Origin of the sequence: Haloarcula sp. Atlit-7R (genome assembly GCF_003666065.1) — an archaeon.
Lineage (GTDB): Archaea > Halobacteriota > Halobacteria > Halobacteriales > Haloarculaceae > Haloarcula > Haloarcula taiwanensis.
The window spans coordinates 1-13,204 of record NZ_QXIK01000018.1 but is presented as its reverse complement, the minus strand read 5'-3'; the positions used below and the strand labels follow the sequence as shown (position 1 = coordinate 13,204).

The 13,204-nt window shown below is 55.5% G+C and carries 8 protein-coding genes and 1 CRISPR repeat array; all 8 genes read right to left on the bottom strand.

Annotated elements, in window-relative coordinates; all coding sequences use genetic code 11:
- Window positions 1-143: 143 nt before the first annotated feature.
- Window positions 144-3,651: a CRISPR direct-repeat array (repeat unit 30 nt; unit sequence GCTTCAACCCCACGAGGGTTCGTCTGAAAC).
- 105 nt (window positions 3,652-3,756) lie between these two features.
- The gene (gene cas2 / locus D3D01_RS20250) at window positions 3,757-4,017 is read right to left on the bottom strand and encodes a CRISPR-associated endonuclease Cas2 (RefSeq protein WP_014030712.1); all 261 of its coding nucleotides are present in this window, start codon (window positions 4,015-4,017) and stop codon (window positions 3,757-3,759) included.
- Between the two features lies 1 nt (window position 4,018).
- Window positions 4,019-5,014, bottom strand: coding sequence for a type I-B CRISPR-associated endonuclease Cas1b (cas1b, locus tag D3D01_RS20245; protein WP_121513530.1), 996 nt, complete (start codon window positions 5,012-5,014; stop codon window positions 4,019-4,021).
- A gap of 2 nt (window positions 5,015-5,016) precedes the next feature.
- Window positions 5,017-5,565, bottom strand: coding sequence for a CRISPR-associated protein Cas4 (gene cas4, locus D3D01_RS20240; RefSeq protein ID WP_121513529.1), 549 nt, complete (start codon window positions 5,563-5,565; stop codon window positions 5,017-5,019).
- A complete protein-coding gene (locus D3D01_RS20235; protein WP_121513528.1) occupies window positions 5,562-8,192 on the bottom strand; it encodes a CRISPR-associated endonuclease Cas3'' in 2,631 nt (876 codons plus the stop codon). Before D3D01_RS20235 ends, cas4 begins: the two co-directional genes overlap by 4 nt.
- Complete coding sequence (gene cas5b, locus D3D01_RS20230; protein ID WP_121513527.1) at window positions 8,192-8,989, bottom strand: type I-B CRISPR-associated protein Cas5b; 798 nt, start codon at window positions 8,987-8,989, stop codon at window positions 8,192-8,194. The genes D3D01_RS20235 and cas5b overlap by 1 nt, the downstream gene beginning before the upstream one ends.
- Window positions 8,990-8,991: 2 nt before the next feature.
- On the bottom strand, window positions 8,992-10,074 hold the full coding sequence (gene cas7b / locus D3D01_RS20225; protein ID WP_014030717.1) for a type I-B CRISPR-associated protein Cas7/Csh2: 1,083 nt from the start codon (window positions 10,072-10,074) through the stop codon (window positions 8,992-8,994).
- Window position 10,075: 1 nt separating this feature from the next.
- Window positions 10,076-12,238 (bottom strand): type I-B CRISPR-associated protein Cas8b/Csh1, encoded by a 2,163-nt coding sequence (gene cas8b / locus D3D01_RS20220; RefSeq protein WP_044952751.1) that lies wholly within the window; start codon window positions 12,236-12,238, stop codon window positions 10,076-10,078.
- A 352-nt stretch (window positions 12,239-12,590) separates the two neighbouring features.
- Window positions 12,591-13,199: a CRISPR-associated endoribonuclease Cas6 gene (gene cas6, locus D3D01_RS20215; RefSeq protein ID WP_121513566.1), complete on the bottom strand. Its 609-nt coding sequence runs from the start codon at window positions 13,197-13,199 to the stop codon at window positions 12,591-12,593.
- Between the last annotated feature and the right edge of the window lie 5 nt (window positions 13,200-13,204).

The window sequence follows — 13,204 nt, the reverse complement described above, 5'->3', positions numbered from 1 at the left end:
CATGAGTCACAGTCTGTTGCTGACACACGGGCATCAGTGTTGGTCAGGAACCCTTTGTACGGTGGCTTCTGAGTAAATAACTGATCCGCCTTCTCGCGGGTCTGTACAAAGCACTAGCTTTGGACGGCAGGATTACTGACGTAGTTTCAACCTCGCAAAAGTTCGTCTGAAACTCCACTGACCAGCGCGGAGTAAGGCTGTGTGTGCCGAGCTTCAACTCCACAAGGGTCGTCTGAAACTACGGCGGCTCTCTCATCGTTATCGGCCACGACGGGCTTCAACCCCACGAGGGTTCGTCTGAAACCAAAACAGCACAGATCGGACGGTCGACGAGTCGTGCGCTTCAACCCTACGAGGGTTCGTCTGAAACTGTCTGAGACATCCGACGGGCCGCTGTGGATCTGTGCGCTTCAACCCCACGAGGGTTCGTCTGAAACACTCGGCGTCGCTCTTGGAGCGATCCCGAGCTCGGCTTCAACCCCACGAGGGTTCGTCTGAAACCGAGGTGAGTCTGATGCCAGCTCGACGATCTTGTCGCTTCAACCCCACGAGGGTTCGTCTGAAACTATACCAACACCGTTGTCGCAAGCGAGGGGTGCAAGCTTCAACCCCACGAGGGTTCGTCTGAAACGACGTACTCGAAGATAAGATACTGAATCGGCCGGCTTCAACCCCACGAGGGTTCGTCTGAAACACGAGGTGGGCGTAGGGCGCGACGTCCTGATGCTCGCTTCAACCCCACGAGGGTTCGTCTGAAACCCGACGGCCAACTCCAACAGCCACCGGGCGAGTCGCGGCTTCAACCCCACGAGGGTTCGTCTGAAACAACCGACGGCGCGAGTGGGTCCCATCCCACAGCACGTAGCTTCAACCCCACGAGGGTTCGTCTGAAACGTTGAGTTCGGGACTGCCCCCCATCCGATCACCCCGCTTCAACCCCACGAGGGTTCGTCTGAAACAGAAACTGGAGGAGATGATAGAGGCCGCCGATATTGGCTTCAACCCCACGAGGGTTCGTCTGAAACGCCCGGCCCACAGCCCACGGCGAGCGCGGACACCAGGCTTCAACCCCACGAGGGTTCGTCTGAAACCTCTACTCCGGGCCGTCGCAGTGCGGCTTGTGTGACGCTTCAACCCCACGAGGGTTCGTCTGAAACCTGGATGTGATCGACGTTGTCCGGCGTCTGGCCGTCGCTTCAACCCCACGAGGGTTCGTCTGAAACCGCTTCACCCGCCATCAGTCATCACCGCCGACATGCCGCTTCAACCCCACGAGGGTTCGTCTGAAACCGTGTGCGATGTAAATGAGTGCGCCCCCGAATTTCCGCTTCAACCCCACGAGGGTTCGTCTGAAACGCGTGTCGAACTCCTCGGCCAGCGTCCGGCAGAGCTGGCTTCAACCCCACGAGGGTTCGTCTGAAACTCGTCTACGGGCGGCTGACAGACGACTTCTACGGAGCTTCAACCCCACGAGGGTTCGTCTGAAACTGAAACGAAGCATCGACGCAGCTGCTCGTCTCGAAGGCTTCAACCCCACGAGGGTTCGTCTGAAACACGAGGAGTTGACCGAGGACATCGAGATTCTGAAAGCTTCAACCCCACGAGGGTTCGTCTGAAACACTGCCTGACCTTCCGAGCACATCGCCGCTGCAGCTGCTTCAACCCCACGAGGGTTCGTCTGAAACGGTCGTCGAGATCGTCGAGGACGCACTGCTCTCTGGCTTCAACCCCACGAGGGTTCGTCTGAAACGTCGACGTCGACCGGCGTGTCGCTGCGGACCAGCTCGCTTCAACCCCACGAGGGTTCGTCTGAAACAGGCTGTCTTTGAGGCAGCACTATCGCCTGAGACGCTTCAACCCCACGAGGGTTCGTCTGAAACTGATTCGGTATGCCCTGTAGTTCTCCCCTCGTCCCTGCTTCAACCCCACGAGGGTTCGTCTGAAACCCGTGTCCGACGACGTAGCTTCCCGGACGTAGACGACGCTTCAACCCCACGAGGGTTCGTCTGAAACTTGCGGTCGGCCACGGGAGGACCTCCCCATCGGGGAGCTTCAACCCCACGAGGGTTCGTCTGAAACCAGGAGTCGAGTAAGTACAAGATTGACGCTGTAGTGGCTTCAACCCCACGAGGGTTCGTCTGAAACGCGTTGCAGTACGATCTAGTTGAGCGGACCAAGCAACTGGCTTCAACCCCACGAGGGTTCGTCTGAAACGCGCGTGACTGACGGGCTTGCGAGGTAGGGCGGGGGCTTCAACCCCACGAGGGTTCGTCTGAAACCGCAACTACAGGAAGGGATAGACCCGGCTCTCAAGCAGCTTCAACCCCACGAGGGTTCGTCTGAAACTGTGACTCGAAGTAGACACGGGCTGCCGTGAACGCGCTTCAACCCCACGAGGGTTCGTCTGAAACCCGTGGACAGAGGTGCGATACAAGCAGCGTTTGGACGGCTTCAACCCCACGAGGGTTCGTCTGAAACACGACTACGAAGACGGCGACCCGCCGGACGGCCAGCTTCAACCCCACGAGGGTTCGTCTGAAACTGTTGATGCCCAGCGCGTCGACCAGCGACTCGTCGCCAGCGCTTCAACCCCACGAGGGTTCGTCTGAAACCACCAGTCGCCGTGGCGGTCCAGCACGTCCTCGATGCTTCAACCCCACGAGGGTTCGTCTGAAACCGGGGACGCCGTCAGCGGGTTCGTTTGATGCGCGCTTCAACCCCACGAGGGTTCGTCTGAAACAAGAAGTGTTAGATATGCCGGAGGACAGACCCCATGCTTCAACCCCACGAGGGTTCGTCTGAAACTCGCCGTTGCCGTTGCCGCACTTGCTGGGTGGGTGAGCTTCAACCCCACGAGGGTTCGTCTGAAACTATCGGCTGGCGGGTCGGACTCGCTGAACCTCGAAGGCTTCAACCCCACGAGGGTTCGTCTGAAACTGGGATTCATTCGCCGCCATCGAGCCCTACCGCTTCAACCCCACGAGGGTTCGTCTGAAACTCGATATCGTTGATCGCCTGTGCGAGCGTGACGGAGCTTCAACCCCACGAGGGTTCGTCTGAAACAGGATCTTCGATGTAGACGTCGGCGTGATCTGCTTCGCTTCAACCCCACGAGGGTTCGTCTGAAACGGACGTCCTCGGCGTCTACACGACAGATATCAACATGCTTCAACCCCACGAGGGTTCGTCTGAAACGGTAGCCAGCCTCCTGGAGTCGAGCGGCGAGGGCGGGCTTCAACCCCACGAGGGTTCGTCTGAAACCGGCGAAGCGGTCAACGCCTTGCCGTCGCTCATCCGGCTTCAACCCCACGAGGGTTCGTCTGAAACGCGAGTGCAGATAGGCTCGCGTCGGGCCGTGATCGCTTCAACCCCACGAGGGTTCGTCTGAAACGCGTGGCTCCCAGCGCCAAGCAGCGGGATGCCGCGGCTTCAACCCCACGAGGGTTCGTCTGAAACATTGATGGAGTGCTCCGAACGGCAGGCAGTCAGCGGGCTTCAACCCCACGAGGGTTCGTCTGAAACGTATCCGCTCTGACAGTCCTCCTGACCCAGGAGGCGCTTCAACCCCACGAGGGTTCGTCTGAAACGCTAAACTCCGTGTTCTCCCAAGGGTCGATACCTGCTTCAACCCCACGAGGGTTCGTCTGAAACCATGCCCGATATACGGGCCATAAGGCTGCTAACGGCGGGTCACAGTAAAGACCTTCCGTCGACCATCAATAGGGTGCTTCCCCCCGGGGGGTCGACGGAAACCGACTATAGAAACCGCTGATCCTCAGTTGGATCGTCGCCGTAGACTGTCCGGTTGAGCAGTGTATCAGAAGACAGCTCGTAGATAATTGTCGATTCACCTGGTTTCAGCAAATCATCAATCTCATTCTTGAGGTTAGAAAGGTCTCCCTCGGAGATTTCGCCTTCAAGAACTGAGTTCTGTACGTGAGTCAGATACCGCCGACCAATTTTGAGCGCTTTCTGTGTTCGATCAGCTTCCAAATCGTAGACCATCACCACATACATTTTACCACCACCGTTGGAACGAGTCATATGCTTCTCCGGTGAGGAGATGCTTTTTCAGTTTGTATGCTTCGAGACGCATCAGGTACTGATAACTAACTTTTCGGTTGAGAGTCGGATGTTCAACAGTGCGTTCGAGCATTTCTTCGAACGCCTTCGTGTACGTTTTCCGACCAGCTTCGTTCAACAGACAGGAGCCGAGCTCAGTCTCGAAATCACTTTCAGAAATTTGATTCCGATTCACTAACCGGAATAGTACCCGGTCAGCGAGCACGGGTTTGAATAAGTCAGCGATATCAAGAGATAGCGAGTACCGCCGCTCACCGGGCTCGTGTAGGTAGCTAATCGTCGGGTCGAGTGCAGTGGCTCGAATTGCTGAGACGCAGTTGGCGTAGACCAGCGAATTGCCGAACGAAATGAGGCTATTAATCTCATTCGGTGGTGGGTTGTATTCCCGTTGGGTGAGTTGGAACTCGCTCGGTAGAATTTGGTTGAAGCTGCGGTAGTAGGCCTTTTTTGCGGTCGCCTCGATACCCATCAGTTCGTCAATCGGGAGACTCTCGTCAACGCGTGCTGCTGCGGCTTCCAAGTCCTCAATTACACTGTCGAGATCGTGATCTCGGCCGTTGTAGTAGACCACATTGGTTCGCATATTGTGGATACTTCCCTTCACAATCGCGGCGGCTAGTTGTCGTCGATGTTGACTGTCCTCATATGCTCGAACTTGGTTGACTACAGTTTTCCCAGAGGTTTGGCCACGTTTCGGCATCACCGAGCCAGCGTAGTAATCCTCCCAGCCGAAGACGTGTAGCGCGACCGTTCGATCGTTGAGGAACGACATCAGTCGCGTGTTAAAATCGATCTGGCCGTGTAAGAAGAATGCCTCAGCGTTCTCGATTGGAATATATTGCTTGTCCTCATCATCGTCAGGAACAAGTCTGAGCGTGTCGTCACTGCGTTCGAGTCGACCGTCGGAAAAGACGTGGTAGTTCCTATCCATTGTTAACACCAACAGAAGTCATGGTACGCACAGGAGTCACAGAATGGTTTCTCCTCGGCTGGCGGTGGCGAGGACTGATTGACGATATCGTGAATTCCGCGGATCGCAGTTTCGACTTTTTCGGTCCGCTCCGTCGTAAGTTCGACCGGCTCACGCTTCCGCTCGCGTGGGTGAGCCAAGACGCCATCTCGTTGGATATCGGCGACGCGGTCGAGATACCAGAGGTAGTATGACAACTGCATTTCAGCGGGTTCGGTAAGCGTTGATGAAGGTTTGACTTCGACGACGCGGCCGTCGTCTAGCAGGTCGAGGGAGATCATGCCGAGATGGAGGTTCTCACGTTTGTCGCTGTAGGCAGTCTCGTCGACGCGAGTGCCACGGACGACGGTCGCATTCTCACGGTCAATTTCGAGGTTTCGGCTTTCGAACCAGAGTTCGCGTTTGCAGACGTAGTAGTACTGCACCATCACGCCGGTCACGCGGAGCGGCTCGTCAACTGGCTCGCCGCGAGCGGTCGCCAGCAAGCGGTTGACTGGATCTGCGTCGGTCATAAGATCCGCCTCTCAGCAGTGCTGTCCGGTATGACGAACCCGGTATTCTGGTCAAAATACTGGCTCAACCCGTGTTTGCGGACATCAAGACACAGTACATCCGTATCGGAGTGGACTGGATTCAATTGCCCCAGCTTTTCTTTTTTATCAGACTCACCGTGATAGATAGGGAACGAGACTCGTATCTCCTTGAGTTCATCCATCAACCGACGGACACGGTCGAACTCGTACCGCTTCCACGCTTCGCGCACCTGTTCTACTTGCCGCCGTTCGGCTTCAGTTCGGCAAATGATGATGTCCACAGCGTTACGCTGGTTGATCAGCGACAACTCCGCCAGTTTGTCCCCGCGTGCATTGTCGACATACTCGGCGTACTCTTGCTTGCCAACGTTCTTGTCAGTATGTAGTTTTTTGTAATATTCTGTAACTGCTGTGCGGGCAACAGTGGTCTCGGAGAGCGATTCATCTGCTTCACGAACAGTGTCGAGCGTTTCAGCCGCCACAGGAAGCAGTGTCGCCCCTCGATTGTAGACCGCCTCTGCAGGCGTTTTTTGCTGCTCATCCGGCACATCAAGCCACCAGACAATAACACGTCCTTGTTCTCGCTCGAACGACCGATTACAGCGACCGGCTGCTTGGACAATACTGTCAATTGGAGCCAGATCACGGTAGACGCGGTCGAAGCTGATGTCGACGCCGGCTTCGATGAGCTGTGTCGAGACCGTGATGAGACCATGTCCGTTGTCGGTGAGTTCTTTTGCGGTTTCGATCAGTTTGAGGCGATCCACTGGACGGAGTCGTGTCGACAGGTGGAGAATCGACTGATCGCTTCGCTTAGTGATACGAGTTGCAAGAGTTTGTGGATCGATGTCCGCTGTCGATTCAACTTTGCTGAGTTCGTCAGCGTAGATATCACCCACATTAAGAAGCGAGTCTTGGATGTCGATGAGTTCGTCAAAGAGTGCTCGTGCACTATCGATTGTGTTACAGACCGCAAGCGTTGACGCCCCTGCGTCAACTGCAGTCAGCAGTTCAGCACTCGCGTCGGCGTATGGTTTCGGGATTTCTTGGGTCTCAATATACCGCTCAGTCGACTCGTCAAGTTCGTACTGGACGCGCTCGGTGGCCTCGAAGTACACATCAGGCTCGTCGACCAATTCAGTCACCTCTTCTCCTCGGTCGGTTGCTTCATCGAACAACTGTGGTTGCGTTGCAGTCATAGCGATGACCGTTGCATCGTACCGCTCGGTCAGTATTGCAACAAGACGGGGGACGAGCTTCCACCAGTCGAGCGGCAAGCTCTGTGGCTCATCAAGGATAACTACACTGTCACGGAGAGCGGGAATCTTCATCGACTGTTTGTTGGCTGGCCCAGCAAGGCTCTCGAACAACTGCACGAACGTTGTAACTGTGAGCCCAGCCCGCCAACTTTCGGCGAGAATCCCAGCAACGTCGTCGTTCTTATCCGCTTTGTCGGCGTCTACGTCATCTTCGTCAACGATCTTGGTTTCCGAAAGATGGTGGTGAGCCGTCAGTAATCGTCCTAATGTATCGGTCTCGTAGATATCTTTGACTTCATCGACGACCTGATCGATGATGCTAGTAAACGGAAGTGCATAGACGACACGTTCGCCGTCGAGTTCGTCACGAACCGTCTGTGCGGCCGACAGCCCGGAGAGTGTTTTCCCCATTCCGGTTGGCAGTGTGAGCGTCGCTACGCCACCGCCATCCTCCGCAAATTGCTTCGCGTTTTCTGTAACAGCTGCCCGTGCGCGTGAACGATAGTGGTTGAGTCGCTCCGTTCTGGAACCGTCCGGATCAGCAGGCGAGGACGCTTCCAGATCCCCTACATATTCGTCTAACACCTGTAGTGACGGCTGCACTGCTTCGTACGCCGACTCCGAGGCAGTATTCTCACTGCGACTTGCTGCACTCGTCTTATCTGCGAGCACGAGCGATCCCCATATTTCGAGGACTAGACCATAACAAGAGTCTGAGAGCGACTCTCGATTGATTGTCGTCCCGCTCTCTGTGGCAACGGCAGCGGCAATTTCATCAAGAAGCTCTTTGTACGACTGCCGAAATCCGTCCCACGATCCATCGTTATCAGTTGCAGCAACGAAGAGGTCGGCCGCAAGCTCGGGGACGTGTTCCTCGATATTGTTGAGCTGCATAGCGATTGCTGCCTGTTGTTGTTCGGCGTTGGTTTGGGCTCCAGCCGTTGAGTTCTCTGAGTTGTACGCACGGTCGTGGATATACTGGGTCACATCTGGAAGCCGGCCGTGATGTTTGGCGACCGCGACGAAGCCGGCCAGACAGGTCTCAGATTCAAACCCCTGTGCATCGAGGGCGTAGTAGGCGGCGAACGAGCCGATTGGAGCGTGATACCGACACGGCTTGTACTCGGGCTCGGTATTGTGTCGGAGGTACTCCTGAAAGAACGTCGTCGCTTTCCCGAAGTCGTGAACGTAGGCAAGCGTCTCAACGACTCGCTGTAGCGACTCATCATCAGGTGTTGTCGCTTCAGCGGGAACGATTTCGTTGGCCCGTCGGGCAACATCATCCAGATGCGTCTGAAGATAGACACCCTCATAGCCCTCTTCGGGTGGATGAGAGTACATAGTCATCAGACGAACACCACGGTTCGACCGTCGACACTGGCTGCTGTCGTATCTCGCACGTTAAGCGAGTCGGCATCAGGATTGTAGGCGTAGTTCGTGAATCCAGTTGTTGTCCGACCACCGGAATCGGACTCCATAAACGCGGGTGATTCTTCGATCTGACAGCGTGTTCCTGCGTCCAGAACGACATCGTCAACGGCATTTGGGACAGCCGAGTCGACTTCCACAGTATCGGTCAGCGGTCCATCCGCGATATCGAATTCGCCGTGATACTCGATATCAGCGAGATGTTCCGAAAGGCCAAGACTCGGTACGTAGTGTGATTCGCCTGCGGCGAGCGTCTCGCGCAGTTCGGTATACCACTGCTCGTCGGCAAGTGCAACATCGATTCGGTAGGCTGGATCGACTAGTACCTCATAGTTGTGTTGCTGCCGGAATGTGGTTGGATCTGGGAGTCTTACACTGATCTTCCCATAGCTGTTCAGCGTCTGTAAGTTCCCATCAGCGGTCGACAGTGTGTTCATCGGCATATTGACCGTCCTAATCTCCCGAACGGGTTCGATGGCGACTGCCGAGCTATCGGGCGCGAACAGGTCGTAGTAGCTATCCCGTTCAATCCCAAGAACGGCTGCTAGGAGCCCAGCAACGGTGGTCCGGGGTATGATTCGATAAGTTTGCTTGACAATATTGCCCTCAATCCGTCGGAAGTGACCCCACGGGCCGCGAACGGTAAACGAGAGACAGCGGTCAGGCTGGCCGTCGTTTCCGTTTGCCGTCCAGCTGTCCAGCGATTGTTGTGACATCGTTACGCCGTGTCGTCGTCACTCGGGAGTGTCGCGGTCTGTTCGTCATAGACATCGATTTCCTCTACGGCATCCGCTCCCACTGCGTCTTCGAGAGCACCGTAAAGTATCGATGGTCCTCCGAGTTCGCCATCGTAGGAGAGCTGGAGCACGTCGCTGGCGACAACTCGAACACGTTTAATTCGGTCACTCGCCCCATCGAGTCGGTCTACAAGATCTGTCACGTCAAGCGTGAGGTCACGAACCGTTCGAAGTTCCTCGTCGGGTTTCGAATGCTCGCCGTCGATTTCGAGATCGCGGTCGAGGCCGCCGAGGTGGAAACTCTCATCGGCGTACTCAATGCGACAGTAGAGTCGCGGTTCTTGGCCGACTTTGCTCCGACTGATAGTCTGGTTTTTAATCGCCCGCCAGCAGAGAGTGTCGAGCCGTTCGACATCCGCTGCGGTGAGGTTTGTATCGGCAGCACCGTGTTCGTCGACGAGTCCGTGGAACCGGATCAACCCATACTGAATCCTATGGTCGTCGAGATCGAATCCTCCTTGTTGTTTGTTCTCCTGCGTGGCGATTACGCTCGTCAGACTATCGTACTCCTCGTTTTCGTTGACCGCGTGCATCGATTTGCCGGGTGAGAACTGAACTGGACCGGTGAAATGATCTGGCAGGTGCTTAGCATATGCTTCGTCAGTATCCACAGACATGGTCGCGCCGAAGTACCTTACATCGACGCTCTGGTTCAAAAACTCGCCGAAGATATCGTCGCGGAACTCTTCGACTTCCTCATCGTCATCAAGATCGTAGTCGTCGGGATCGACCTCTTCGAGGCGATCTTCGAGGAGCTGGCCGCGCGTGTACTGATCGCCGTCTTCCTGCACGTTTCGAATGTAGACGCCGTGGCCGTCGTCGTCAAGTTGATCGCGGAGATACCGCTTCAGACGAACGTCAGTGACGATGGCCTGCTGTGTCTGTGGATCGATTCGTGGCCGGTTGGCACCGGACAGCGGATTGCCGTTCGGGTTGGCATCGACGGCATCATACAGAAAGACGATTTCTGAGCGGTTCGTTACGGGGTCAACTGTGTCGGACATATTAATGTTCCTCCTCGGAAGTTGAGTCGTCAGCGTCGGCTTCATCTCGGTTCCACGGGTGGTCGTTCATCCCGTACGTCACGCCAAGGGCGTAGTAGAAGCGGAGATCGTCGGTTTCGATCTCCCACTCTTCTGGATCGGGATTGAGAATCGTATCACGAAGTCGGTCGACGATATGATCCGCCTTCGTGCCGGGGTAGTTCCCCTGCTGTTTCTTTTCCTGACGCGTGTAGGTCAGCGTCTTGGCGACGGTTTCCTGTGTCACCTTCTTGATCCGTGAGCGCGTGATCGATTTGACCGGGTACTGATCGACAAGCGTTGTCGACCGATCCTCGCTGTACTCTTGATAGCTACCGATGTCGCCGACAAGCGCACCAAGCAGGAACGCTCCACGACGCTGACTCGTTACGGAGTCCGGATCGTCGTCGTGGTCGGGAGACAGTGCAGGTGTTTCGTTGATGAACGATTCGAGTTTCGGTGCGGCGGGGTGTCCCCCATCCGCGATTAGGATTTCATCTACTGATGGCATACTTTTCGTATCATAGCTCGGTTGCTGTGTAATCTGGTTTTTTGACGCATCGGTCGTCTGCAGTAGTCTGAGGTCTTCATCCGCAAGCACGCAGAGTTGTGCGAACTGACTGGCAACGAGGAACGAGGGGAATCCTTCATGCTCGCTGTCATCGGTCTGATCGTCAATGATTCGGTTCACGTACTCTTCGAGCAACACATCGACGGCTATCTGTTTGCCACTCAGCACGCTGACGAGAGCTTCGATTCGCGGATCGTCAGCATCAGCGTTATCGTCATCACGTTCGGCGAAGGTCTGTCTGAAATACCAGCCAGTCGAGACCGCGTGCAACTGCTCGTCGTTCGTTTCCAGCAGCCCCCAATTTTGATTGGTTGGAAGCGGTGCCGTCCACTTCGTGTAGTGGTCCCTATTAAACGCCGAGACGGTTTGGACGAACTCGTTGTGTGCGATTGCGAGTTGTTTAGGATAGTGGAGGCGGCCGTTCAGCGTCTCGCCGAATACGTCGTATCGAGACATCTGATGCGGCATCACGGCCGAGACGTAGAATCGGAAATCCTGCTCCTCAATGGTTTTTCGACGTTCCTCCTCATATGCGTCTTCGATTGGTGTCGTCTCTTCGTCTTCGACAGTCCGGTAGAGCAATTCGTATAATCGATAAACCTTCTCAGGAGCCAAGCGACCGAATACGTACGGAAGGTAGTATACTTTTGCACCGAACGTCCGGTAAGTGCAGGCTTCAACAAACGTCTCAGCTTTCATTACCGTGATTGCGGCATCTTCCGAAATCGGATGTGACCGCCAAGCTTCTTCGATATCAAGTCCCGGAAACTTCTCAAGCTGCTTGCCGAGGAAGTAATTTTGCGGATCCTCGGACGTACCGACGGTTCGAGCTGGCGAACCTGTGACGAGATCGGTCGCGTCTCCGGACGAGTCATCTGCCTTATTTTTGGTAACGAGTTTCGAGAGTTTCCGCTGCCGCATGGCCTCGCGGAATACGTCTATGTCACCGGGCCATTGGTACTCGCCGTCAGGCTCTGTCTTCACTTGCACTGTCAGCAGCGCGGTTGTCGACTCACCACCCAGTTTTCGCGTGAGTGTTTCTGTAATCGTATCCAGTGCGGTCTCGTTCTCACTGAATTCGGCAAGCTGGTCGATGATCCAGCCGTCAGGATGTTCGGTGGCAGCTTCGGTGACCACGTCGTCAGTGGCCCACTTGGTTAGCCGTTCTTTCGCATAGCGGGCTAATTTCTCCGGATCGCTGTTTCGCCCAGCTTGATGTGTCACACTGTGATCGATTCCGCGGGCGGCTGGATACTTACAGTGACCGACTTGCTGAATCAGGTCGTCAGTGTATCTCGTCACCTGTATCGGGCCGAGTTTGTCGTCAGCCAGTTGTGGCTCATCACCGGACACGTCAACCCGAGCCACGATTAGGCTATTATTGGTGTCAACGAGATCGCCAGCAGCGTCGGGTGTGAGATACGGAGCATACTCTCCACCGCCTGTCGTAGCGAGGGTGTAGAGTTTCCCGTAGAGATACTGGAGGTCCCGAAGTGAACCGATAGGAGAATCTGGCAACTCATCGGTTAATTGATTCTCAGGATACTCCTCGCGGAATTTCTCTGGTTTCAACATTTTATTTTTTGATTTGTGGTTGGCCACATAGTGACGTCTAATCATATATTCTGTCGCATCATATATAGTTCTAGGGTATAGCACAAGGGAAAATATTTTGTGAGTGCCGGTTGAATGTGTTGACAAGAAGGGTGATCACATGAGAAGATGATACTCTGGCTGGCATCTGTCCTTGGAAACACTCATGCCAGCCACGATCAGGAGTATAGGAGAACTCCCTCAATCATATATAGCTACCCGAGACAATGTAGTTTTACTGGGTCGGGGACATTCCAGATGAACAAAGGTTGGGTTGAAGTCCTTGGGCTATTGTCCCGATCCCAGTTCATTTTAACAGACTACTTCCGTTGAGTCAATATGGCTGGGTTTTTTCCGTGACGTTCATAAATCCGAGCCCCAGAGAGTTCCGTTCGCCGAGGCCGCAGTCCAACGCGAGGTTGAGATGCCGCCGATGGTGGTCGTCCCGAACTGTATACTCGAATTTCCACTTGCTCAGTACGTAGGTCATTTCCTGGCCCTCGGTGACAGTCAGGGGGACGGCGAACGTCTTGAGCAGTTCGTAGCCGTCGAACAGATCGCCGTCAACATCGCTCGGACCCGGCAGGTGATCGTGGGCGAAGCGGTCATGTTTCTGATCAAGATTGTCCTCCAGCTGCTTCCGGAGCGGTGCCATCGAATGTTCCGGCCGCCAAAAGACGGCGGTGTCACCGCCGGGATGGTCGATACCGTACTCGTCGCACCGCCACGGTGGAATCCGAACCAGTAGACCGGTTCCGGTTTCAATCGTCCCGCGCGTGCCCGGTTCGCCGACATCGGGCGCTAGCGACGTGACGTCGTCAACGCGAAACGGCATTTCGCCGATGTTCAGTTCCGGTTCCTCCAGCAAGTCAGCAGCGACGTGTGCCAGTAGCTCCTCCTCTGGCGAGGCGACCAATAGCTTCCGGTCATCACCTGCCTCCATATCGT

Excerpts from the sequence above, each read along its gene's own strand:
- cas4 (WP_121513529.1), bottom strand. The coding sequence starts at position 5,565 with ATGACCGACGCAGATCCAGTCAACCGCTTGCTGGCGACCGCTCGCGGC.
- cas2 (WP_014030712.1), bottom strand. The coding sequence starts at position 4,017 with ATGTATGTGGTGATGGTCTACGATTTGGAAGCTGATCGAACACAGAAA.
- cas5b (WP_121513527.1), bottom strand. The coding sequence starts at position 8,989 with ATGTCACAACAATCGCTGGACAGCTGGACGGCAAACGGAAACGACGGC.
- D3D01_RS20235 (WP_121513528.1), bottom strand. The coding sequence starts at position 8,192 with ATGACTATGTACTCTCATCCACCCGAAGAGGGCTATGAGGGTGTCTAT.
- cas6 (WP_121513566.1), bottom strand. The coding sequence starts at position 13,199 with ATGGAGGCAGGTGATGACCGGAAGCTATTGGTCGCCTCGCCAGAGGAG.
- cas7b (WP_014030717.1), bottom strand. The coding sequence starts at position 10,074 with ATGTCCGACACAGTTGACCCCGTAACGAACCGCTCAGAAATCGTCTTT.
- cas1b (WP_121513530.1), bottom strand. The coding sequence starts at position 5,014 with ATGGATAGGAACTACCACGTCTTTTCCGACGGTCGACTCGAACGCAGT.
- cas8b (WP_044952751.1), bottom strand. The coding sequence starts at position 12,238 with ATGTTGAAACCAGAGAAATTCCGCGAGGAGTATCCTGAGAATCAATTA.